The 23083-nt window shown below is 73.2% G+C and carries 20 protein-coding genes and 1 pseudogene; 8 read left to right on the top strand and 13 right to left on the bottom strand.

The annotated features are described in order from the left end of the window. Nucleotides 1–178: 178 nt before the first annotated feature. The 3 genes from PS467_RS39630 to PS467_RS39620 form a co-directional block, all read right to left on the bottom strand. Complete coding sequence (locus PS467_RS39630; RefSeq protein WP_311039355.1) at nt 179–3436, bottom strand: bifunctional [glutamine synthetase] adenylyltransferase/[glutamine synthetase]-adenylyl-L-tyrosine phosphorylase; 3258 nt, start codon at nt 3434–3436, stop codon at nt 179–181. Between the two features lie 850 nt (nt 3437–4286). After that, the gene (locus tag PS467_RS39625) at nt 4287–5219 is read right to left on the bottom strand and encodes a M56 family metallopeptidase (RefSeq protein ID WP_311039354.1); all 933 of its coding nucleotides are present in this window, start codon (nt 5217–5219) and stop codon (nt 4287–4289) included. A 15-nt stretch (nt 5220–5234) separates the two neighbouring features. Beyond that, nucleotides 5235–5612 (bottom strand): BlaI/MecI/CopY family transcriptional regulator, encoded by a 378-nt coding sequence (locus tag PS467_RS39620; RefSeq protein WP_268976516.1) that lies wholly within the window; start codon nt 5610–5612, stop codon nt 5235–5237. A 141-nt stretch (nt 5613–5753) separates the two neighbouring features. On the opposite strand from PS467_RS39620, the gene PS467_RS39615 reads away from it, so the two are divergent. The 5 genes from PS467_RS39615 to PS467_RS39595 all read left to right on the top strand — a co-directional run bounded on the left by PS467_RS39615 (nt 5754) and on the right by PS467_RS39595 (nt 10503). Next, nucleotides 5754–6317 carry a DedA family protein gene (locus tag PS467_RS39615; protein ID WP_311039353.1) on the top strand — a complete coding sequence of 188 codons (564 nt, stop codon included), beginning with the start codon at nt 5754–5756 and terminating at the stop codon, nt 6315–6317. Between the two features lie 88 nt (nt 6318–6405). Then, a complete protein-coding gene (locus PS467_RS39610; protein WP_311039352.1) occupies nt 6406–7242 on the top strand; it encodes an undecaprenyl-diphosphate phosphatase in 837 nt (278 codons plus the stop codon). Next, entirely contained in the window at nt 7239–8699 is a 1461-nt protein-coding gene (locus PS467_RS39605; RefSeq protein ID WP_311039351.1) for a hypothetical protein, read from the top strand. Before PS467_RS39610 ends, PS467_RS39605 begins: the two co-directional genes overlap by 4 nt. A gap of 18 nt (nt 8700–8717) precedes the next feature. Then, nucleotides 8718–9017, top strand: a complete 300-nt coding sequence (locus PS467_RS39600) for a hypothetical protein (RefSeq protein ID WP_311039350.1) — start codon at nt 8718–8720, stop codon at nt 9015–9017. Nucleotides 9018–9372: 355 nt separating this feature from the next. After that, on the top strand, nt 9373–10503 hold the full coding sequence (locus PS467_RS39595) for an AAA family ATPase (protein ID WP_311039349.1): 1131 nt from the start codon (nt 9373–9375) through the stop codon (nt 10501–10503). A gap of 229 nt (nt 10504–10732) precedes the next feature. On the opposite strand, the pseudogene PS467_RS39590 reads toward PS467_RS39595, so the two are convergent. Then, nucleotides 10733–10898, bottom strand: a pseudogene (locus PS467_RS39590) (helix-turn-helix domain-containing protein); the annotation flags it as partial. Nucleotides 10899–10901: 3 nt separating this feature from the next. Next, complete coding sequence (locus tag PS467_RS39585) at nt 10902–11495, bottom strand: TetR/AcrR family transcriptional regulator (RefSeq protein WP_311039348.1); 594 nt, start codon at nt 11493–11495, stop codon at nt 10902–10904. Between the two features lie 104 nt (nt 11496–11599). On the opposite strand from PS467_RS39585, the gene PS467_RS39580 reads away from it, so the two are divergent. Together PS467_RS39580 and PS467_RS39575 are read left to right on the top strand one after the other, a co-directional pair. Continuing rightward, nucleotides 11600–12610: an NADP-dependent oxidoreductase gene (locus tag PS467_RS39580; protein ID WP_311039347.1), complete on the top strand. Its 1011-nt coding sequence runs from the start codon at nt 11600–11602 to the stop codon at nt 12608–12610. A 469-nt stretch (nt 12611–13079) separates the two neighbouring features. Beyond that, complete coding sequence (locus PS467_RS39575) at nt 13080–13976, top strand: alpha/beta fold hydrolase (protein ID WP_311039346.1); 897 nt, start codon at nt 13080–13082, stop codon at nt 13974–13976. Between the two features lie 42 nt (nt 13977–14018). Here the strand turns inward: PS467_RS39575 and PS467_RS39570 are convergent, their stop codons facing one another. Further along, the gene (locus PS467_RS39570; RefSeq protein WP_432280696.1) at nt 14019–15044 is read right to left on the bottom strand and encodes an NADP-dependent oxidoreductase; all 1026 of its coding nucleotides are present in this window, start codon (nt 15042–15044) and stop codon (nt 14019–14021) included. Between the two features lie 70 nt (nt 15045–15114). Between PS467_RS39570 and PS467_RS39565 the strand changes: the two genes are divergently transcribed. Continuing rightward, on the top strand, nt 15115–16254 hold the full coding sequence (locus tag PS467_RS39565; protein ID WP_311039345.1) for a GlxA family transcriptional regulator: 1140 nt from the start codon (nt 15115–15117) through the stop codon (nt 16252–16254). Nucleotides 16255–16409: 155 nt separating this feature from the next. Here the strand turns inward: PS467_RS39565 and PS467_RS39560 are convergent, their stop codons facing one another. From PS467_RS39560 to PS467_RS39530, 7 genes are read right to left on the bottom strand one after another with little or no spacing between them, the layout of a single operon-like run. Further along, nucleotides 16410–17486: an MSMEG_0565 family glycosyltransferase gene (locus tag PS467_RS39560; RefSeq protein ID WP_311039344.1), complete on the bottom strand. Its 1077-nt coding sequence runs from the start codon at nt 17484–17486 to the stop codon at nt 16410–16412. After that, nucleotides 17483–18319, bottom strand: a complete 837-nt coding sequence (locus PS467_RS39555; RefSeq protein WP_311039343.1) for a carbon-nitrogen hydrolase family protein — start codon at nt 18317–18319, stop codon at nt 17483–17485. Before PS467_RS39555 ends, PS467_RS39560 begins: the two co-directional genes overlap by 4 nt. Beyond that, the gene (locus PS467_RS39550) at nt 18316–19167 is read right to left on the bottom strand and encodes a carbon-nitrogen hydrolase family protein (RefSeq protein WP_311039342.1); all 852 of its coding nucleotides are present in this window, start codon (nt 19165–19167) and stop codon (nt 18316–18318) included. Before PS467_RS39550 ends, PS467_RS39555 begins: the two co-directional genes overlap by 4 nt. After that, entirely contained in the window at nt 19164–20597 is a 1434-nt protein-coding gene (locus PS467_RS39545; RefSeq protein WP_311040094.1) for an MSMEG_0567/sll0787 family protein, read from the bottom strand. Before PS467_RS39545 ends, PS467_RS39550 begins: the two co-directional genes overlap by 4 nt. Nucleotide 20598: 1 nt before the next feature. Beyond that, on the bottom strand, nt 20599–21690 hold the full coding sequence (locus PS467_RS39540) for an MSMEG_0568 family radical SAM protein (RefSeq protein ID WP_268976506.1): 1092 nt from the start codon (nt 21688–21690) through the stop codon (nt 20599–20601). A gap of 10 nt (nt 21691–21700) precedes the next feature. Beyond that, nucleotides 21701–22231 carry an MSMEG_0572/Sll0783 family nitrogen starvation response protein gene (locus PS467_RS39535; RefSeq protein ID WP_311039341.1) on the bottom strand — a complete coding sequence of 177 codons (531 nt, stop codon included), beginning with the start codon at nt 22229–22231 and terminating at the stop codon, nt 21701–21703. Between the two features lie 35 nt (nt 22232–22266). Further along, nucleotides 22267–23082 carry an amidohydrolase family protein gene (locus tag PS467_RS39530; protein ID WP_268976504.1) on the bottom strand — a complete coding sequence of 272 codons (816 nt, stop codon included), beginning with the start codon at nt 23080–23082 and terminating at the stop codon, nt 22267–22269. Nucleotide 23083 lies beyond the last annotated feature (1 nt).

Here is a 23083-nt window from a genome sequence, read left to right as displayed (position 1 = left end):
GTCGTTCGCTCGGCCAGGTGCACGCCGAAGTCTGCGTCCGCCGTGGCGAGGTCGAGCAGGGTGCACACCGGGCTGGACTCCCGTCCCCCGGGGCGGGATGCCCGGCGCCGCCGGGGCGCTCTCCGACACCCGAACGCCGTGTGTCGTCGAGACCGGCCACCGCGGCCCGGCCGGACGGTCAGTCCTCGTACCCGTAGAACAGGCGCTCCATCACGGCACGGGCGTGGCGGGTGGTGCGGCGGTAGTCCTCCAGCATCTCGCCGACGTGGCCGGGGCCGTAGCCCAGGTAGCGGCCCACCGCGGCCAGTTCGCGGACATCGGTCGGGAAGGTGTCGCCGGGGCGGCCGCGGACCAGCATGACGGCGTTGCGGACGCGGCTGGCCAGGACCCACGCCTCGTCCAGGGTCTGGGCGTCCTCGGTGGAGATCAGCCCGGCGGCGTGGGCGGCGGCCAGGGCCTGGCGGGTGCGGGTGGTACGCAGACCGGGCTCGGCCCAGCCGTGGCGCATCTGGAGCAGCTGGACGGTCCATTCGACGTCGCTGAGACCGCCGCGGCCGAGTTTGGTGTGGGTGGTGGGGTCGGCCCCGCGCGGCAGCCGTTCGGACTCCATCCGGGCCTTGAGCCGCCGGATCTCGCGGACCGCGTCCTCGCCCAGCCCCTGGGAGGGATACCGCAGGGGATCGATCAGCTCGATGAACCGCTCACCGAGCCCGGGGTCGCCCGCCACCGGTTCGGCGCGCAGCAGCGCCTGGCTCTCCCAGACCAGCGACCAGCGGCGGTAGTAGGCGGCGTAGGAGGCGAGGGTGCGCACCAGCGGACCGGACTTGCCCTCGGGACGCAGGTCGGCGTCGATGAGCAGGGGCGGGTCGACGGTGGGGAGCTGGAGCAGTCGGCGCATCTCGTTGGCCACGGCGAACGCGGCGCGGGCGGCTTCCTGTTCGTCGGCGCCCTCGCGCGGCTCGTGGACGAAGAGCACGTCCGCGTCGGAGCCGTAGCTGAGTTCATGGCCGCCGAAGCGGCCGAGGCCGATCACGGCGAAGCGGGTGGGCAGCTCATCGCCCCAGGTGTCGCGGACGGCGGCGCGCAGGGCGCCCGCCAGGGTCGCGGCGTTCAGATCCGAGAGGGCGTCACCGACCATGTCGACCAGCGCCCCCGGGCTCGCGGGCTCTTCGGGCAGCGCCGTACGGCTCGGGCGGCGGCCCGGGACATGGGGCTCAAAGTCGCGGAGCGCGCCGGGCAGCTCGGCCGCGGGCCGCGCGGTTCTTGGGGCGCCCGACAAGAGCGCCCCGTCCTCGCGCGGGGTGGCCGGGGCGCGGCCGCCGCCCGGCGGCCGGCTCCCGGTCGGCGGGACCGCCGCGGTCACCAGCCGGGCGCTCTCGATCACATCCGCCGCCACCGTACGGAACAGCTCCCGCCGCCGCACCCCGCGCGCCGCCGCCACCGCCCGCTCGGCGTCGTCGGCGCGCCCCACCGCGGCCAGCACCTCCTGTTCCAGCTGGGCTCTCCCGCGCGGCCGCAGCCCCTCCCGGGTGCCCAGCACGGTGACCGCCTCGGGGGCGCGCGACAGCAGGTCGGGGGCGAGCCGCCCGGCGGACAGCACCCGGGCCAGGTTCTCCGCGGCGGCGCCCTCGTCGCGCAACAGCCGCAGATACCCGGGCGTCCTGCCCAGCGCGTCGGAGACCTTGCGGAAGCCGAGCAGCCCGGCGTCCGGGTCGGCGGAGTCGGCGAACCAGCCCAGCAGCACCGGCAGCAACGTGCGCTGGATCGCCGCCTTCCGGGTCACCCCGGACGCCAGGGCCTCCACATGGCGCAGGGCGGCGGCCGGGTCCGCGTAGCCCAGCGTCTTCAACCGCCGGCCCGCGGCCTGCGGGCTCAACCGGGCCCCCGCCGGGCCCAGGTGGGCCACCGCGTCCAGCAGCGGCCGGTAGAACAGCCTCACGTGCAGCTGCCGCACCTCGCGTCTGTACCGCCGCCACACCGTGCCCAGCTCGGTCACCGGTTCGGTGCGGCGGTCCCAGCCGTAGAGGGCGCCGAGCGACCGCCCCAGCCGCCGCAGATCCGCCTCACCCTCCGGGAGGAGACGGGTGCGGCGCAGCCGGTACAGCTGGATGCGCCGCTCCACCGAGCGCAGGAAGCGGTACGCCTGGTCCAGCGCGGCCGCGTCCGAACGGGCCACGTAGCCGCCCGCGGCCAGCGCCGCGAGCGCGTCCAGCGTGGTGCGGCCGCGCAGCGATTCGTCGCACCGCCCGTGCACCAACTGGAGCAGCTGCACGGCGAACTCGACGTCGCGCAGGCCCCCGGGGCCCAGCTCGAGCTCGCGGTCGACCTCGGCGACGGGGAGGTTCTCCACCGCCCGGCGGCGCATCTGCCGCACGTCGGACACGAAGTTCTCGCGCTCGGCGGCCTGCCAGACAAGCGGCGCGAGGGCCGCCACGTACGCCCGTCCCAGCGCGCCGTCGCCCGCGACCGGACGGGCCTTCAGCAGCGCCTGGAACTCCCACGCCCTGGCCCGGCGCTGGTAGTACGCCAGATGGCTGGAGAGGGTCCGCACCAGCGGGCCGTCGCGCCCCTCGGGGCGGAGGCCGGCCTCGACGGGCCGGATGGTGCCCTCGACCGTGACGTCCGAGCAGATCCGCATCATCCGGGAGGCCAGCCGGGTGGCCGCCCGCATCGCCTCGGGCTCCTCCGTCCCGGCCACGGCCTCGGCGACGAAGATGACGTCCACGTCCGAGGCGTAGTCCAGCTCGCGGCCGCCGCACTCGCCCATCCCGATCACCGCCAGCCGGCAGGCCGCGGCGTCCTCGGGCCGCTCCTCCGCGGCGATCTTCAGCGCGGTACGCAGCGTCGCGGTCGCCAGGTCGGTCAGTTCAGCGGCGGTCCGGGTGCCATCGGTGGTGCCGCACACATCGCGGGCCGCGATCGCCAGCAGCGCCCGGCGGTACGCCACCCGCAGCGCGTCCGACCGCGGCAGCCCCGCCCCCGGCTCGTCCCGTACCCCGTCGGCCAGCGCCTTCTCGAAGTCGGAGGTGGTCGGGCGCGGGTCCGCCGCCTCGTACGTCATCAGCGCCCGCCAGTGCCGCGGATGCCGGGCCAGATGGTCGCCCAGCGCCTCGGACGCCCCCAGTACCCCGAGCAGCCGGTCGCGCAGCGGCTTGGCGGTGACGAGGGTGTCCAGCAGCGCCTGCCGCGAATCGGCGCGCTCCGTCTCGTCCCGGTCCCCCGGAACGTCCGCAAGCGCCTCGGCCAGCCGCACCAGTCCGCGCAGCGCCAGATCGGGGTCGGCGGTCGCCCCGAGTCCGTCCAGCAGCACCGGATGGCCGCGCACCCCGGCCAGCTCGGGCGCGTCCAGCAGCCGCTGGGCCGTCGAGGGGTCGGTGAAACCGTGCCGCAGCAGCCGGGCCGAGGTACTGCTCCTGCGCCCCTGCGGTAGGGCCATGCGCACCGCCTCCGTCCCTGTACTGCATTCCCGCCCTGCCTTGGTCGAGGCCCGCTGACGAGCCCGTGCGAACGTCATCAAGAAGCCCACCAGATCATTTCTAGGAACAACGGTCACTTACTGCTGCTCTCGCCGCACCGACCAGGTCGCGTCGGCCTATCACGGAATCCCGTTATCTCAAATGCTTCTCGTATCGGTGAGCCGGACGGAGCGTTTTCACGGGGCCATCCGGCCCTTTGCGCCCGGCGCCCCGGCGGTCACCGCGCCCCGCCCTTGCCTGCCTGGCAAAAGCGAGGCGTCCGATGACCTCGCAGTGTTCTCCATCGCATCCTCTTGTTGATTTTGCGACAAGCGTTTTGCGGTTCTCCGCAGCGTCAGGTGGAACGTCTGAATCCGGCGGCAAAAACGTAGGAGGAACCGTCAATGCCGGTCAAGGCTGAGGCAATAAAACGTTGACGGATACATTGATGTGCGAATGGGGACAAAATGTCTTCACTCAACGCCGCATCCGTGAAGTTTTGGACAGCCCTTTCGGCTGCGGCTTCTCCGACTTCCGCAGCGACTCTTTTAATCAATATTCACCAATTATTTAGCCTTGTTTTAATTCATCACGGAAGCGGCACCCGGTTCCGATCCGGCTGTCCGCATTGGTTCCCCGCCAGCGGTAAAGGGATTCCCACCGCGGTAAAGGGATTCCCATCGCCGCGGCCGCGCCGGCCCAGGTCCGACGGGGTGCGGACCGGCGGGTTGGCCGGAAAGCGAGGTGCGAGACATGGCGCGATGTGAACGTGCTGCCGGCAGATCCCGAAGGCCCGTCTTTTCCCTGTCGGGCCAGGTGTCGCCGGACCCCTCAGGCGCCGACGGCTTCCAGCAGGAGGTGGAGGTCGTGGGCGGCTTCGGCGGTGGACAGGGCCGCGGTGGCGAGGACGGCGGCCGTCGTGGCGGCCAGGACGGGGTGACGGCCGAAAGGGGGAGCCAGGAGGGCAGCGACGCGGCGGGGCACGGGCCCGGCGGTGGCGAGCGGGGCGCGGCGGCCGAGGATCGCCAGGGCGGCGCCCGGGGCGCGGGCGGGCGCGTGGTGGGCGGCGAGGGCGGCCTTGCCGACGGTGCGGGCGACCCGTTCGCGGTCGCCGGTGGCGGCGGCCGCGGTCTCGTCGGCCCACCGTTCGATGGTGTACGTCACGGCCGTGGCGAGGGGGCGCAGCAGGGGATTGGCGGCGGCGCCGAGCTGGGCCAGGGCGACGAAGGCGTAATGGTGTGCGGTGAGGTGGGCGCGTTCGTGGGCGAGCAGGATCCGGCGCTCGGTTTCGTCCAGGGTGGCCAGCATGCCGGTGGAGACGACGACGCGGCCGGGCAGGCCGGGGACCGCGAAGGCCTCGGGGGCCTCGTCCTCGACCACGACCAGACCGTCCTCGGCGGGCATGCACTCCGCTTCCAGGATGGCGGCGGCCAGGGTGCGGGCGCGCCGCCAGAGCATACGGGCGGCCATGAGGACGGCGGCGCCGAGCAGGAGGCCGGCGATCAGGGCGACGGACAGTTCGGCGGGGTCGTCGCGCTGTGCGGTGTGGGCCGACCAGTGGCCGAGGGTGGCCAGCTGGGGTACCCGGATCAGTCCGGTGACGGCCAGCAGGCCCAGTGAGATGGTGGTCGCCGCGCCCAGCACGAGGGACGACGCGGTGAGCAGCCAGGTCGCCAGGCGGGGTTCGCATCGCTCCGCCAGGGGGCGTGCGCCGAGGGGGGCGAGCAGGGAGAGCAGCAGGGGGATGTAGACGGCGATGCGCATCTGGGCGGCCGCTTCCTACTGGCCGGGGTCGAGCAGTTGGCGCAGCAGGTCCGCGTCGGTGGCGGACAGGCCGTCGGCGAAGCGGGCGAGGACGTCCTGGCGGTCCGATCGCTCCTCCAGGACGGAGCGCATACGGCGGGCGGCGAAGCCGGGGTCGTCGGTCACGGGGGCGTAGGCGTAGGCACGGCCGCGCGGGGTGCGGGTGAGCAGCTGCTTGGCGTGCATGCGGGTGAGGATCGTCACCACGCTGTTGTAGGCCAGCTCGCCGCCGAGGCGTTCGGTGACCTCCCGCGGGGTCAGCGCGCCCTCGGCCCGCTGCAGCAGTTCGAGGATTTCGGCCTCGCGTGCACCGTTGGGCCGCTTGGGACCGTGTCCTGGCGTGCGGGTGCCCATGGGTTTGGTGTCCCTTTCCGTATCTCCTACACTCGTGTAGGACTCCTACACCGGTGTAAAAGCCGCTGTCTTCAAGTGTGCCATGCGCACGTGCCTGGGCAGAACTCTGCCCTGGGCGCGCACGGCCGGAAAGGACCCGCGGTGCCTTTGGCCCTCAATCCGCTGGACGCCGCCCAGACGGCCGGGGCGCTGCTCGGCGCCCCAACGGCCGGGGCGCTGCTCGGCGCCCGGACCGGCCGTCTGATCGGCCGCCGCGCCGGGCGGGCCACGCTGATCGGCGCCCGCGGCCGGCACCCGAGGGACGGAGCGCGGCGCGCGGAGCAGCCGCTCACCCGCCACGGCCAGGGCAAGGCGATCGGGCCGGCCCGATGCGTCCCGGTCGTGCGGACCCCGCTCAACCCGCTCGCCGGGACGGTCGACCTGCGTCGCCGTCTCCCTGCTGCCGCGGCCCTGGAAGTGCCCAGGTCCCGCCCGCGCCGTACCGCCGTGGAACCGGCCACGGGGAGCGCCGACGAGCCCGGCCGCCGTCGCATGGGCGAGGCGGCCCGCGCCGCGGCCCGCCGCCTCGACCCGGCCCATGCCGCCCACGCCCACGAGGAGCTGTTCACCGGCCTCGGCGCCACGCCTTCCGACCGCGCCCGGCAGCGGCGCAGGGCCCGCCGGCGCGGCCGCGCGGGCCAGGCCCTGGCCCGCCGGCGCCGCTGAGCCTCCCCCCTTTTCCGACGGTCCCACCACACCGCGCCGTTCCGCTGCGGACCCGGCCCGCTTCCGCCACCACAGAAACGGATTCCAGATGAGCGCCATCAGCATCGGCCAGGCGGCCGTCCTCGGCATCGTCGAAGGCATCACGGAGTTCCTCCCCGTCTCCTCCACCGGCCACCTGAAGATCACCGAAGGGCTGATGGGCATCCCGGTCGACGACACCTCCGTGGTCGGCTTCACCGCCGTCATCCAGGTCGGCGCGATCGCCGCCGTGCTGGTGTATTTCTTCACCGACATCGTGCGGATCGTCTCCGCCTGGGGCCGCGGACTCCTCCACCGCGAACAGCGGTACCACCATGACTACAAGTTCGCCTGGTGGGTCATCTGCGCCACCATCCCGATCGTGATCGTGGGCCTGGCCGCGAAGCCGCTCGTCGAAGGCCCCCTCGCATCCCTGTGGGTGGTCGCCGGCTCGCTCGTCGCCGGGTCCGGCGTGATGTGGGCGGCCGACCAGATGGGCCGCCACAAGCGCGGTGAGGACGACACCTCCTTCAAGGACGCCATGCTGGTCGGCTGCTCGCAGATCCTCGCGCTGCTCTTCCCCGGCTTCTCCCGCTCCGGCGCCACCATGTCCACCGCGCTCATCCTGGACCTGGACCGCGTGGCCGCCACCCGTCTGTCCTTCTTCCTCGGCATTCCGGCGCTGACCGGCGCGGGCCTGTACGAGCTGAAGGACGCCGTCGGCGCCGGAGTCGGCGTCGGCCCGCTCGTCGTCGGCACCGCCGTCTCCTTCGTGGTCGCCTACGCCTCGATCGCCTGGCTGCTGAAGTTCGTCGCCAAGCACTCCTTCAACGCCTTCGTCATCTACCGCGTCGCCGTCGGCGTGCTGCTGTTCGGCCTGCTGGGCACCGGGGTGCTCACCGCATGACCGCTGTGCGCACCGTCATCCGACCGCTCCGCCGGACACCGTGGCCCGCGCTGGTCGCCCTCGCCTACGCGGCTGCCCAACTGGTCCTCGTCGTACCGCACTTGGGGCTCGGCTGGGACGAGACGGTGTACCTCTCCCAGGTGGATCCGCACCGCCCGGCGGCGTACTTCAGCGCCCCGCGCTCACGCGGCATCAGCCTTCTGGTCGCCCCGGTCCTCGCCGTCACCGACTCCACCACCGTCCTCCGGACCGTCCTGGCGCTGGCGTCCGCCGCCGCCCTGTACGCCGCCTACCGCGTCTGGCAGCCGCTGCTCGGCCCCGGGCGGACCGCCCTGGCCGCGCTGCTGTTCGCCGGCCTGTGGACCACCGTGCTCTACGGACCGCAGGCCATGCCCAACCTGTGGGTGGCGCTGTCCGCGGTGGCGGCGACCGGCTGGTTCCTGCGCGCCCCACTCCCCGATACGCGGCGACGCGCCCTGCTCGGCCTGGGCACCATGGTCGCGGCCGCCACCTGCTTCCGCTTCTCCGACGGCGTGTGGCTCGCCCTGCCCCTGCTCACGGCGTGCGCGATCGTCCCGGCCTGGCGATGCCCCGCGCCCGCGCTCGCCGTGGCCGGCGGGCTCGCCCTGGGCAGCGCCGAGTGGATCGCGGAGGCATACGCCCGCTGGGGCGGGGTCGGCGCCCGGCTGCACGTCTCCAGCGCCACCGAGGGGGGTATGGGCGCGCACTGGGCGGGCGGCATGGCGTGGCGCAGTCTCAACGGTCCCTTGCTCTGCCGCCCCTGCCACGTGCCGCTCAGCCACCCCGAGCTGACCCTGTGGTGGCTGGCCCTGCCCGCCCTCGTCCTCATCGCCTGCGTCCTGGCCCGGCGCACCCGGCGCGGCGAAGCCATCGTGCTGCCCATCGCCTGCGCCACCGCGCTGAGCATCCCGTACCTGCTGCTCATCGACTACTCCGCACCGCGTTTCCTGCTGCCCGCCTACGCCCTGCTCTCCCTCCCCCTCGCCACCGTGGCCGCACACTGCGCACGGGCCGTCCGCCCGCCCCGCGCGCGTGTCCTGGCCGCCGGCTCGGCGGCCGTACTGCTCGCCCTGCACCTGTCCGCGCAAGTCCAGGTCCTCGACCGCAACACGGCCGACGCCCGCGTCACCGCCCACCGCTACCGCACCGCCGCGCACGACCTGCGCCACCTCGGACTCACCCCGCCCTGTCTGGTCAGCGGCGCACACGCACCGCCCATCGGCTACTACACCGGCTGCGCCTCGGCGAACGTCACCGGCAACAACCGCAGTACCACCCCGCACACCCTGCTGCGCCACGCCGCCCGCGAACCCGCCGCCGCCCTCGCCAGGACCCGCTCCGGTCCGCCCCACTACGCCCGCACCTGGACCCCGCACCGCCTGCCGGGCACCGGACTCACGGCCTATGTGCACTCCCGACTACCATCGCCGGTGTAACACCCGCTACGTCCGACGATGTGCCGAGCGCAGAACCCGCGATCCGATGGCTCCTCCCCGTGGTCGAACCGCCCGCCGGGCCGTCCCGGCCCCGGGCGGCGGTCCGGCGCACGGGTCAGGCTTCCGGGCTTCGCCGACGGCACCGTCTGCGCGATCACGCTGACCGGGCAGGCCGAAGGACGGGCCGTCCCCCCGAACCCCTCCGCATGCGGTGCGCGGGACGCCGCCCGCCTCCAGGCGCTGTCCCCCGCCGCCTGCGAGGACCACGCCGAACGCATCCTCGCCACCCCGCACCGGATTCCGGAGCGGGAGCGGTGAGCACCCCGACCGGCACACGGACTGCACCGGCCCGGCGGAGGGGACCGCCGCACGCGGCCGGGTCCGGGCGCGGCGTGAGCCGGCTCGCGCTGCGGCCGGTTCGGCCGACCGCCGGCACGCACCGCTCACCACCGCCGTCGATACGGCCGCGTTCGGCGCCGTGGATGGCGAGGATCTGCCCCGCGATCCGGTACAGATCCTCGGCACCTGGGTTGTGCCGTCCGGAGGACCGCGGCGGCGTAAATCCGTGGACGGGCGAGAGGGCGGACGCGACCATGGGCCGATGGACCCGGCCCCGCTTCGCTGTGATCACGGCACCTTCCCCGGACGCGGTGACGGACCCGTGAGGGGTGATGTGCTTCCCGTTCTGTGGCTGTGCGGCCCGCCGGGAGTCGGTAAGACCACGGTCGCCTGGGAGCTGTACTCCCAGTTGGCACAGGCCGGGACCGAGGTCGGCTTCATCGACATCGACCAGCTCGGCATCTGCTATCCCGAGCCCGCGACCGACCCGGGGCGGCACCGGATGAAGGCGCGCAACCTCGATGCGGTGGCGGGAGGTTTCCTGGCGGCGGGCGTGGAGTGTCTCATCGTTTCCGGAGTGGTCGATCCTGCCCGTGGAGTGCACACCGACAGCATTCAGCGGGCCGCGCCGACGGTGTGCCGGCTTCGTGCCGGCCACGATGAGCTCCGACGGCGGTTCATCGGCCGGGGAGGCGATGCCACGCCGGTCGAGGACGTGCTGAGGGAAGCCGACGCCCTCGACAGGAGTGCGTTCGCGGACGCCTGTGTCGACACCAGCGGCTTACCGGTGTCCGAGGTGGCACGGCGCGTCCTGGCACGCATCGGCGCATGGCCGCCGCCCCAGAGCCAGTCGGTCGGCGCCGTCGAACCGCCGGGAGGGGCGGTGAACCGTGCCGACGGCCCGGTTCTGTGGGTGTGCGGCGCGACCGGCGTGGGGAAGTCCGCGGTCGGGTTCGCGGTCTACCGGAGGATTCTGCGCGCCGGGTACACCGCCGCCTACCTGGATCTGGACCAGATCGGCTGCCGCGGCCCCGCTCCGGCGGACGACGCCGATGACCACCGGCTCAAGGCCGGTAACCTGGCGGCCTTGTGGCGGAACTACCGGACGGCCGGGGCAAGGGCTCTGGTCGTCACCGGCCCGGTCCGGGACGAGGCCGCCCTCATGGCCTACGGCGATGCGCTGTCCCCGGCGGAGATCACGCTGTGCAGGCTGCACGCCGGACGGGAGGAACTGACGCAGCGGATCATGCGGCGCGGACGCGGTGAGGGCTGGCAACAGCCGGGCGACCCCTTGCGGGGGCAGCCCACCACGCGCTTGCTGGGGATCGCCGACCAGGCGGTGGCCTCGGCCGCCCTGCTGGAAAGTGCCGGGATCGGCGATCTCCGGTTCGACACCGACGGACACACGGTCGAACAGGTCGCTGATGCCGTCCTGGCCCGGACTCAGTGGCCACGATGCTCCTAGGCGAGTCACGGCCACCGAGTGACGCACGCACCACAGCGGTGGGGGTGAGCGGACTCAGGCGTCCGGGTCACCGCTGAGGCGTACCGCCGCCTCGAGGAGTTGGGCGTGACCGAACGCCTGCGGCAGGTTGCCTCGTAGCCGGCGCCGGCGGACGTCGTGCTCCTCGGCGAACGGGCCCGGCGGGCCGCGGGCGGCCCGGGTGTGCTCTCAGTAGCATCGGCACGGTCGGCCGCCGCATCGGCCGCCCGGCGCCGGAAGGTCCCGGGCGGCATGCCGATCAGCTCGGTGAAGCGGGTGGTGAAGGTGCCGAGCGACGCGCAGCCGGCCTCGGTGCAGACCTCGGTGATGCTGAGGTCGCCCCGCCGCGGCAGCGCCGTCGTGCGCTCGATGCGGCGTCATCAGGCGGCGGGCCGAGGTGGTGTTCCTCCTCGGCGACACTGCCCGGTTCGTTCGGTCAGGATCGCGCTCGCGACGACGTCGAAGAGATGATCGGCGCGTGGCGCGAGCGAGGGCTGGTCGTTGAGCCACGCGAGTGCCCCGACCAGCGCGAACAGGTCGGTGCCATCGATGTCGGTCCGTGCCGCGCCCGCGGTCTGAGCGCGGGTGAGGAGCCGCGTGCCCGCCGCGCGCATCGCGACACACGAAGCATGGAGTGCGGACTCGGTGTCTTCGAGGGCGGCCACCATCAGCGCCACCACGCCCCGATACTCATGTGCGCAGGCGACGCAGTCGCGCAGCCACGAAACGAGAGCGTCCCCGGGCGAATCCGACGTCTCGAGCTCGCCCGCCTGTGCCGCCAGTTCGTCGAAGCCGGCGCGGAGCAAGGCCTCGAGCAACGCCTCCCGCGTCGGGAAGTGACGGTACAGCGTGCCGAGCCCGACGCCGGCCTTGCGGGCGATGTCGCGCAGCGACGCGTCGGCGCCCTGCTCGGTCACGACGGTACGCGCGACCGCGAGGAGCTGGTCGCAGTTCTTCCTGGCGTCGGCTCGCATACGTCTCCTGGTTTGACAATCGGAGCAGTGCTCCGCCTATATTCGGAGCACTGCTCCGAAACCGAAACCAAACGGTAGCTCATCCGCGGTGAAAGGCGAAGGCCATGCCCACGAACACGATGAAGGCCATCCGGCTGCACGAGCACGGTGGCCCTGAGGTGCTGCGGTACGAGGAGGTGCCGATCCCCGAGCCGGAACCGGGTGAGGTACTCGTCCGCGTGCACGCGGTTGGCGTCAATCCCCCCGACTGGTACGTACGCGAGGGAATGCCCAATGTGCCTCCCGAGATGAGGCCCAAGCTGAGCTTGCCCGTGATTCCGGGGACGGACGTGTCGGGCGTCGTCGCGGCCGTCGGCGCGGAGGTGGACGGCTTCTCCGTCGGCGATGAGGTCTTCGGTCTCCTTCGCTTCCCCAGCCTCGAAGGCAGCGCGTACGCCGAGTACGTCGCCGCGCCCGCGTCGGACCTCGCACGCAAGCCGGCTCACCTCGATCACGTGCACGCCGCGGGGGCGCCCATGGCGGGACTCACCGCGTGGCAGTTCCTGATCGAACTCGGACACGATCATCCGTCGCCCTTTCAGGCGGCGCAGCATCGCCCGATGGCACTGAACGACGAGACGACGGTGCTCATCAACGGCGCCGCGGGCGGCGTGGGGCACTTCGCGCTACAGATCGCGAAGTGGAAGCGTGCGCACGTCATCGCGGTCGCCTCGGGTACGCATGAGTCGTTCCTGCGCGAACTGGGGGCCGACGAGTTCATCGACTACACCAAGAGCCGTCCCGAGGACATCGCGCACGACGTTGATCTCGTGCTCGACACCGTCGGCGGTCCCGGCAGCAGTCGTTTCCTGCGCACGCTCAAGCGCGGCGGCGCGTTGTACCCGGTCTTCGTCGCCGAATACGACCCCGAAGAGACCGCGAAGCTGGGCGTCACGACCTCCGGCACCCAAGTGCGCTCGAACGGCGCGCAGCTCGCCGAACTCGGACATCTGCTCGACGCGGGCACGCTTCGCGTCGCCATCGACAGCACATTCCCGCTCGCGGATGCCCGAGCGGCGCACGAACGAGCCGCCCGTGGACACATCCAGGGCAAGATCGTGCTCACGGTCGCGTGAGGCCGGACCACTCGTCGGGTGAGACCCGTCGTCGCACGTCCTCGTCGCCGCCCGTCGCGTCGTCGGGGTGTGGGCCGGGGAACCGCCGCGGGCCCGGCGCCGGGGTCCGGCGTCGTCCACGGCGGCCGGCGTCCGAAGCCCCCATATGAGCCGACGGTGCGCGGCGGACGGGGAGGCGGGGCAGCGTCGGTGCCATGGTCGGCGATCCCCTCCTCCGTCACGGCGCGACGAGCCTTGGGTACGGCGTGACCTCCGGGTTTGCTAACCGGCGGGCCTCGCCATATCGTGCTGGAACAGAAACGGCGGGCCCCGCCGCTTCTGTGTCCGAGGAGCACCGTGTCCGAAGTTCCCGCGCCCGTTGACCGGGCGGCCGGGGTCGTCACCGAGCGCCCCGGACGCACCGCGCCACGGCCCCGAGGACCGGGTTGTGGTTCTTCCGTCCGACCAACCGCACCGAAGGGAAACGCCCGTGCCTCACGCACACGCGAACGGAATCACGATCGAGTACGAGTCCCACGGTCCCGAGGACGGGGACGCGATCGTGCTCATCATGGGGATGGGCGGGCAGCTGACCCAGTGGCCGCTGGGGCTCATCGAGCTCCTTGCGGCCAAGGGCTTCCGCGTGATCCGGTACGACGCCCGCGATGTCGGGCTGTCCGAAAAAATGGACGCCGCCGGCCTTCCGGATATGGAGGCCGTCGCCACGGCGGTGGCACAGGGGGACCCCGCCCCCGTCGCCTACCATCTCGACGACATGGCAGCCGATGCCGTGGGCCTGCTGGACGCGCTGCACGTTCCCAAGGCACACATCGTGGGCGCGTCCATGGGCGGCATGGTCGCGCAGCTCGTCGCCGCCGACCACCCGGACCACGTCCTCTCCCTGACCTCCATCATGTCCACCACGGCCAATCCGGACCTTCCCGCCACGTCGCCGGAACTGACAGAGCAGTTCACCCGGACACCGCCGGACGCCCACGAAGACCCGGAGGGCTTCGTGGACCACATGCTCAGCCACTGGCGGCTGACACGGTCCCCCGCCTATTCCGTCGACGAAGGCTTCATGCGCGCGCAGTTCGCCGCCGACGTCGAGCGCTCCTACTACCCGGCCGGATCCGCCCGCCACTACGCCGCCATCGTCGCCGCGCCCGACCGCCGTCCCAAGCTGAGGACGATCACCGCGCCCACGCTTGTCCTCCACGGCGAGCAGGACCCGCTGATCCCCCCGGTATGCGGCAGGGATACCGCCGACAGCGTTCCCGGTGCGGAGTTCCGCCTCATCCCCGGCATGGGACATGATCTGCCGCCGCAGCTGTCCGGCCTCCTCGCGGACGCGATCGAGGAGGTGGCCCGCCGAGCTCGGGCATAGCCCCGGGCAGGTCGGGGCGGTGTACCTCGCGGCCGTCCCGTCTCAGCGCACGGTGATGACCAGCTTGCCCGTGGTGCGGCCGGTCTCCCCCAGGGCGTGCGCGCGGGCGCCTTCGGCGAGGGGGAAGGTGCCGGAGACGTGGGCGCGGAGCCTGCCCCGGTCGACGAGCTCGGCGACGGCGCGCATACCGGCCTGGTCGTGCTCGACGAGCAGGGTGACGGCGCGGACCTGTGCCTTCTCCGCCGCGGCCCGGGTGTCCTCGGCGGTCGGCACCAGGGAGACCAGGACGCCGCCGGGGCGGAGCACGCCCACGGAACGGGTGGCGGTCTCCCCGCCGAGGGCGTCGAGGACGACGTCGTAGCGCTCCTCGGTGTCGGTGAAGTCCTCGGAGCGGTAATCGACGCAGGCGTCCGCGCCGAGCTCGCGCAGGAAGTCGTGTTTGGGGGCGCTCGCGGTTCCGGTGACGTGCGCGCCGCGCTCCTTGGCGATCTGTACGGCGAGATGACCGACACCGCCGGCCGCGGCGTGGATCAGCACCCGCTGCCCGGCCCGGAGGTCCGCGGTCTCGACGAGGGCCTGCCAGGCGGTGAGCGCGGCCAGCGGCAGCGCGGCCGCCTGGACATGGTCGATCCCGGCGGGCTTGGCGGCGAAGGCGCGGGTGGGGCCGGTCACGTACTCGGCGTGGGAGCCGGCCCCGTACGGGTAGGGCAGCATGCCGAACACCTCGTCACCGGGCTGGAAGAGGGTGACGCCGAAGCCGGTCTGCACCACGGTGCCGGAGACGTCCCAACCGAGGGTCAGCGGCGGGGGCGGCAGGAAAATACTCAGGGCGCGGTGCTTGAAGTCCGTGGGGTTGAGTCCGGCCGCGTGCACGGCGACGAGGATCTCCCCGGGGCCGGGCGCGGGCCGCGGAAGCTCGGTCAGCCGCAGGACCTCGGGGCCACCGAGGGCCGTCTGGTGCAGAGCGAGCATCACAGGGGCACTGTCCGGGGCGGCGGAGTCCGGGGAGTCCGTGACGGCCGCCTGGGCCGGGGAGTCGAAGTTCTCAGGAGCGTCCGTGGAAGTCATGCCTCGATCCTGGCCGTGCCATCCGCCCCAGCACGATGGCAAGAAGGTCATCCTCCGATACATTCCTGCCATGCCTCTCGCCCCTGCCGCCCGCCCCGCGTCCGCCCTGCCCCCGCCTTCCCGGGCCCATGACCTCGCCGACCGCGCGGCCGAACTGGACCGCCTGATGCGCCCGGACCCGCGGCCCGGCGCCCATAAGGTCGTCGTCCTCGCCCTCGACGGCGTCTATCCCTTCGAACTCGGCATCCCGCACCGGGTCCTGGGTTCCGCCGACGGCCGCTACGAGGTGCTGTCCGCGAGCGTGGACGGGCAGCCCGTGCGGACCGACTCGGACCTGACCGTCACTCCCGGGCACGGTCCCGACGTGCTGGCCGAGGCGGACACGGTGGTGATCCCGCCGTACTCGATCTCCCGGGCCTCGGCCGCGACTCCGGATCCGCAGGCCCTCGCCGCCCTGTCCCGCGTCCGTCCCGGCGCCCGCCTGGTGTCCATCTGCACCGGCGCCTTCCTGCTGGCCGCCGCCGGTCTCCTGGACGGGCGCCGGGCCACCACCCACTGGGCGCTCGCCGGCCACTTCCAGGAGCTGTTCCCCCGGGTCGAGCTGGACGCGGAGGTGCTCTTCGTCGACCACGGTGACGTGCTGACCTCCGCGGGGGCGGCGAGCGGTGTGGACGTGTGCCTGCACCTGGTGCGCCAGGACCACGGCAGCGAGGTGGCCAACCAGGTCGCCCGTTGCTGCGTGGTGCCGCCGTACCGGGACGGCGGGCAGGCGCAGTACATCGAGCGGCCGCTGCCGCCGGCCAGCGGAACCGGCACCGGGCCGACCCGCGACTGGGCGCTGGAGCGGCTGGAACTGCCTCTGTCGCTGGACGAGCTGGCCGCGCACGCGGCGATGAGCACCCGTACCTTCGCCCGGCGCTTCCGGGAGGAGACCGGTCTGAGCCCCGGCCGCTGGCTGACCCAGCAGCGGCTGCGGCGGGCGCGACACCTGCTGGAGTCCAGCGACCTGCCGGTGGAACGGGTCGCCCACGAAGTCGGCTTCGCCACCGCCACCTCGCTGCGCCGGCACCTGGCGGCGGAGGCGGGGGTCGCCCCGTCGGCGTACCGGCGCACCTTCCGTGCCTCGGGTCCGGCCGCGCCCCCGGCCACCGCCCGGCCCACCTTCCCACTCGGCATGTCCGACGAGCTGGAGGCACGGTCCGGGCCGTGACGCCAGACGCTCCCCTGGCACGGGTGCGCACCGTTGAGGGACGATCCGGCCATGGCGATGTGTCACCTCGCCGATGTACGCCCGGGTGGACCGGCGGCGCCTTCGAGCATGGCGGCGGTGCTGACCGCGCCGCCGGTCGCGGTGGAACGCGCTGCTCAGCCGAGCGTGCGGTAGAAGGCCAGATGCCGTTCGGCGGCCGCCTTCCAGGTGTGCCGCGCGGCGAGCTGTCGGCCCCTTGCCCGCCGGGCCGGGTCGTCGGCCGCGAGCGCCGCGCCGAGCGCGGCGGCCAGGTCGTCGGGGGCGTGTGCGAAACGGGCGGCGCCGTCGAACACCTCGCGCAGGACGGGCAGATCGCGGACCACCAGTGGAACGCCCGCGGCGAGCGCCTCCATGGCGGCCAGTCCGAAGCCCTCCTTGACGGAGGGGAAGGCGAAGGCACCGGCGGCGGCGACCAGCGGGGGCAGTTCCTCCTCGGCGACCTGCCCCAGCACGACCGGCTCGACACCGAGCTCGGCGGCTCTGGCCTCCCAACGGGCCCGGTAGGCACGGTAGTCGAACAGTGTCTCGCCGCCCGCGATCACCAGCCGCACATCGGGACGGGCGGTGCGCACCGCGGCATACGCCTCCAGCAGGTCCAGCGATCCCTTGCGGGGTTCGATACCACCCACGGTGAGGACGTAGCGGCCCAGGCGGGAGCGCCAGGCGGCGCGGGCTTCCGGGGCAACGGTGGCGAAACGCTCGTACGCCACCCCGTTGGGGATGACGACCGGGGTCAGCCCCCATCCCCGGGCCAGTTCCCCGGCCACCGATCGTGAGACGCAGATGTGCGCGTACGGCTCCACGATCGCCCGCTCGTGGCAGGCGGCCAGCTCCGGTGTGGTGAAGTGGTCGATGTGGTGGACGGTGCGGACGCAGCGGCCGGCCGCGTTGGCGCTGATGCAGTCCTGGGCGTGGACGACGTCGTACGGTGCCGGGTCGAAGGCGTCGCGAAGGGTGTCGATGGAGCGCAGGATGCGCTCGCCGACGGTCTCGTTCTCCGGGCCGTGCGGGAACGGCACGATCCGCAGGCGTACGGCCGGGTCCACGGGGCGGAAGAAGCCCGCGTCGCCGTCCCGGCCCAGTGTCCACACGGTGACGTCCTGGCCCGCCGCCGCGAGGGCCTCGGCGAGGGCGAGGGTGTGGACCACTCCGCCGCGCGGCTTGGTGGAGTAGCTCAGCAGGGCGATGTTCACGACGGGCTCTCCCGGTAGGCGGAGGGGCGCAGTTCGCCGAGGTGGTGCAGGATGCGACGGGCCCGGTCGATCTCCTCGGCCACGTCGACCTCGGCGACCGCGAGGCCGGCCTTGGCCCAGGTGCGGGCGAGGATGTCGCCGCCGGGGCCGACGACCTTGGCCTGGCCGAGGAAGCGCATGCCGCCCATGGCGCCGGTCTGGTTGGCGGAGGCGAGGACGACCTGGTTCTCCGCGGCGCGGGCCTGGTCGTACAGGTCGAAGAGCTTGGCCTGCCGGTCCTGGGCCATGCGCGGGGCGCGGTTGGTGATGCTGGTGGGCCAGGCGGACAGGCAGGCGAGGATCTCGGCGCCGTCCAGGGCGAGGGAGCGGGCGGACTCGGGGAACGTCTTGTCGTAGTCGATGAGCATGCCGATCCGGCCGACCGGGGTGTCGAAGGCGTCGAACCGGTCGCCGGGGGTGTAGGCGGCGACCTCGCCGGCCGGCAGGTGCACCTTGCGGTGGCGGCCGAGGACGCCGTCGCCGCTGACGCAGACGGCGGCGTTGTAGCGCTCGGTGCCACCGTCCTCGCAGTAGCCGACGCACACCACCATCTCGGCCGCGCGACGGGCCACTTCGAGGATCAGCGGGTCGTCCGGCTCAAGGGCGGGGGGCAGGGCGTCGGGATCGGGGTGGCGCAGGTCGGCGAGGTAGCCGCCGAGCGCGGCGTCGGGCAGGACGAGCAGCCCCGCACCGGATGCGCGCGCGTCGTCGATGATTTTGCCGACGCGGGCCAGATCGAACTCCAGGTCGCGACCGAAGTGGGCGGCCGCGGCCGCGATCCTGATCGTGCTCATGCGGTTGCCGCTCCTGAGGGTGTGTAGGCGTCCGGGCGCCGGTCGCGCAGGTGTCCCATGGACCGGCGGGCGGTCTGGAGGGCCTGTGCGACGTCGAGTTCGGCGACGGCGGTCCCGGCCGTGACTCCGGTGTCCGCGAGGATCTCGCCGCCGGGGTCGACGACCTTGGCGCTGCCGACGAAGCGCAGTGACCCGAAGGTGCCCGCCTGGTTGGCCGAGAGCCATACGATCTGGTTCTCCAGGGCGCGGGCCCGGTCGAAGAGGTCGAAGCGGCGCTTCCAGCGGTCCTCGGCCAGGTCGGCCGAGGCGTTGGTCCGCGCGCCGGGCCAGGCCGACACGCACACCCCGATCTGCGCTCCGTCGAGCGCGAGCGCCCGTGCGGACTCCGGGAACGCCTTGTCGTAACAGATCATCATGCCGATCCGGCCGACCGGGGTGTCGAAGGCGTGGAAGCGGTCGCCGGAGGCGTAGCTGGCGTCCTCGCTCAGCGGTTGGTGCACCTTGCGGTGGTTGCCGAGGACGCCGTCGCCGCTGACGCAGACGACGCTGTTGTAGCGCAGACCGTCCCCGCCCGCCTCGCAGTAGCCCGCGACCACGGTCATCTCACCGGCCATCGCGGCCAGCCGGCGGATCTCGGGCCCGTCCACGGCGAGGGCGGGCGGCCCCTCGTCGAGCGCGGTGTCGTCGTCGAGGCTGAGCAGGTAGCCGCCCAGGCAGGCTTCCGGCAGGGCGAGCAGCCGTACGCCCTCGGCGCGGGCCTCCTTGATCAGCCGTTCGACGGTGGCGAAGGCGTCCTCCAGATCGCGGCCGAACTCGGCGGCGACGGCCGCCATGCGCAGGGTGGTCATGCGGTTCCCATCCCGGTCACCGTGGCCGTGACCGCTTCGGTGATGTCTCCGTCGGGCCAGCGCAGCCCGACTCCTTCTCCCGTGGTCAGCACCCCGCACACGGCGTCCGCGGCGGGCCCGGCGGCGAGCGGCGGCGCGTCGGGGGCATCGGCGGTGAGCATCGCGTAGCCGGGGAAGCAGGTGAGCCAGTCGCCCATGGCCGCCTCCGGCGGGCGGGGCACGGCGGCCACGTCGAGCACTGCCCCGCAGCCGCTCGCCTCCGCGAGCATGCCGAGGGTGCCCGCGATGCCGGCCATCGACACGTCCTTGGCCGCGGCGGGCCGGGTGACCGCCACCGCGCCGGTCATCGCCCGCAGTTCGTCCGCACGGCGGTGACTGGTGGAGTCCCACTGGCGGCCCCGGTACCCCGGGCGCCAGGCGCCGCCGAGGTCCGCGGTCAGCCGTACGGCGTGGCCGGGGCGTCCGCCGCCGCCGGGCACCGGATGCCGGGTCCGGCCCAGTGCGGTGACGGACAGGGCCGCCGGGACGCCGAGCTGGGTGTGCCCGCCCAGAACGGGCACGCCGTACGCCCGCGCGGCCCGGCCCAGTCCGGCCAGGACGCGTGCCGCGTGCGCGGCGTCCCGGGCACCGAGCGCGTCGAGCAGCCCGAGCGGTGAGGCGCCCATGGCCGCCAGGTCGTTGACGTTGACCAGGACGGCGCACCAGCCCGCCCACTCCGGGTCGCGTTCGACCATGGACGGCACGATGGCGTCGCACGCGGCGAGCACATCGGTGCCGGGGACCGGCGCGCCGTCGTCGCCGACGAAGCCGGGCGTGGCGGTGGCGAGCGGGGCGAGCAGCGGACCGAGGGCGGCCTTGGCGGCGGACGCCTGCGCCGCGATCCGCCCGATCGGCCACCGCATCAGTACGTGGGGCGCGTCCGCGACCGTGACCTCACGGACCCGCTGCCAGCCCAGCCGCCGGAACAGCACCTCGTTGCGGGCCTGGACGGCGGCGTCGAACCGCAGGGCGCCTTCCGCCTCGGCGCGGGCGCAGGCGGCCCGGACCAGGGCCGCGCCGATGCCGTGCGCTCCGCGGGCGGCCGGGGCGACGACCAGGCGACCGCCCTGCCACCACCCGATGTCGGGGCCGCCGGTCGCCGGGCCGAGCCGCACTCCGCCGACGACCGTGCCCGTGCGGTCCCTGGCGATGAGCACGAGCGTGCGCGGGTCGGTGTCCCAGTCGTCCAGGTCGTGACCGGAGAACAGCTCCTGCTCGTGCACGAAGACGTCTCGGCGCAGGCGCCGGTACGCACGCAGTCCGCCGTGCCCGTCGGCTTCCTCGATGTGGAAGGCGGGCTGCCGGGCGAGGGTGCTGCGGTCACCGAGCAGGGCCAGGATGTCGGGAGTCTCGCCGGAGGCGGGGGGCGCGGCGGATCCGTCGAGGTACATCTCAGCCACCCGCCGAGCGCAGCACGCTGCACGCCCCGCAGGCCGCGCAGCCGGCCCCCTGGTCGGCGCCGTTCATCCCGGCCGCGCGCAGCTTCGCCGCGACGCCCCGGGTGACGTAGGTCAGGCGCTCCGCGCTCGGCGCCGGGACGCCGTCCCGGGCCGCGAGGGTGCCGGCCATGGGCCGGAAGGGGACGACGAAGGGGTACACGCCCCTCTCGATCAGCCGCCCCGCCCCCTCGACGAGTTCGTCGGGGTCCTCACCCAGGCCGACCAGCAGGTAGGTGGAGACGCGGTTCGGTCCGAAGACCGCTACCGCCTCGTCCCACGCCGCCTCGTACTCGGCCAGGGGGACGGTGGACTTGCCGGGCATCCAGCGCCGGCGCACCTCCTCGTCCAGGGACTCGACGTGGATGCCGATCGCGGTGGCCCCGGCGTCGTGCAGGGAGCGGATCCAGGACAGGTCGCCGGGCGGTTCGCACTGCACCTGGATCGGCAGTCCGGGCACCGCCCGCAGGACGGTGCGCACCGACCGTACGAGGGTGCGGGCGCCACGGTCCGGGCCGGTGGTGGTGCCGGTGGTCATCACCATCTGCTTGATGCCGTCCAGCCGTACCGCGGCCTTGGCCACCTCGGCGAGCTGGGCCGGTGTCTTGGCGGCCACCGTGGCGCCGGAGCGCAGGGACTCCTCGATGGTGCAGAAGCGGCAGCGGTCGGCCTCGGCGTAGCGGACGCAGGTCTGCACGACGGTGGTGGCGAGGACGTCGGCGCCGTGCAGGCGGGCGATGTGCTCGTAGGGGACGCCGTCGGCGGTGGTCAGGTCGTAGAACTTCGGCCGTCGTACGGCGGTGAGGGTCAGGCCGGTGTCCTCGTCGCCGAGCCACACCTTGCCGTCGCGGACCCGGTAGGGACTGCCGGGGTTGGTGGGGAGCGCGGCGTTGGCACCGTCGACGAGGACGTGTCCGTCGTCGCTGGGGCCCGCGCCGTCCGGCCGCCGCACGGGGGCGTCCAACGCGACTCCTCGAAGGGCGAGTTCGGCGCGGGTCGTGATCCGCACGTCCACCGCCGTACCTGTCGTTCCGGTGCCAACGCTCACGTCGTGCCCCTTACAGCTGGTAGGTCGAGTTGATGATGGCGCCCTTGCGCGCGTAGTGGATCAGCGCGTCCTGGACGTCGAGCGGATGGGTGGGGATGACGCCCTCGATGAGGTCCTCCTCGCGGGCGCCGTGCAGTGACAGGCCGAAGCGGCAGCAGTACACCTTGCCGCCCTCCGCGATGAACGTCTTGAGCTGGTTGTTGATGTTGTGCTCGCCGGGGAAGGCGGAGTTGCCGGTGGTCGGGAAGCCGCGGGTGGCCAGGCAGTTGAGGGAGCCGGGGCCGTAGAAGTAGATCGCGGTCTCGAAGCCCTTGCGCAGGGCGCGGGTGGCCTGCAGGACGGCGACGAAGGACACCGACGACTCGTGGGCGATGCCGTGGACGAGGGTGAAGTAGGTCTCGCCGTTCTCGGCCTGGTAGTCGGGGAAGACCTTGGTGGAGCCGTAGATGCTGGAGCCCTCGGGCAGTGAGGGGTGCGGGATCTCGTTGAGCGACTGCTGCTCGACGTCGGTGAGTTCGGCGCTGGCCGGGGTTTCGGACATGGCTGTCTCCCTGTGCGGTGCGGTGGTCGGGTCGGTCAGTCGTAGAGCGCGGCGAACGTGTCCCGGAAGACGAGCTCGCCGAGGGCGCCGCCGCCGGTCGCCGCGGCGAGGCGGGCGTACTCGCCCGCGAAGTCGCCCCACGGCTGGTCGCTGGCGAAGAGCACCCGGTCGTGGCCGATGCCGCGGCGCTCGATCTCCTGGGCGAGCCAGCGGGGCGCGAAGCCGATGGCCCAGGAGAGGTCGGTGTAGACGCGCTTGCCGGCCGCGATCCAGTCGAAGAACCGGGAGCCGGCGAGCTTGATGTGGCCGCTCATCCCACCACCGAAGTGGACGAGGTGAACGGGCACCTGGCCGGCGTACCAGTCGACGAGGTGGCCGACCTCGTCGATGTCGGAGGCGGCGCCCGGCGAGGTGTGCACATGGACCACCAGTCCGTACCGGGCGGCTTCGGCGAAAATGCGGTCGAGCAGGGGCCGGCAGGCCGGGTCGGTGGGGCGGCCACCCAGCAGGAAGCTCAGTTTCAGGGCGCGCACGCCCTCCTCACCGGCCAGCTTCAGGGCCTGGAGGGTCCGGTCCTGGTCCTCGGGCCGGGGCGATACCCACAGCCCGGCCCTGATCCGGTCGTCGCGCTGTGCGGCCTCGACGGCCAGTTCGTTGAAGGAGAACGCGACGGCGGGGTCCGGGACCCCGTAGTTGGGAAGGACAAGGGCGCGTTCGGTGCCTTCCGCGTCCAGGTCGGCGATCAGTTGCCCGACCGTGGCACGGGCGGTGGTGTCGGGGTTGACGGGCGGGCCCCCGTAGAAGGGGTAGGCGGGCAGGACGCCGATGTGGCGGTGTGCGTCGAAGACCATG

The sequence above is a fragment of the Streptomyces luomodiensis genome (genome assembly GCF_031679605.1).
Lineage (GTDB): Bacteria > Actinomycetota > Actinomycetes > Streptomycetales > Streptomycetaceae > Streptomyces > Streptomyces luomodiensis.
Note: the sequence above shows the minus strand (reverse complement) of the source record. Positions and strands in the feature narration are given on the sequence as shown.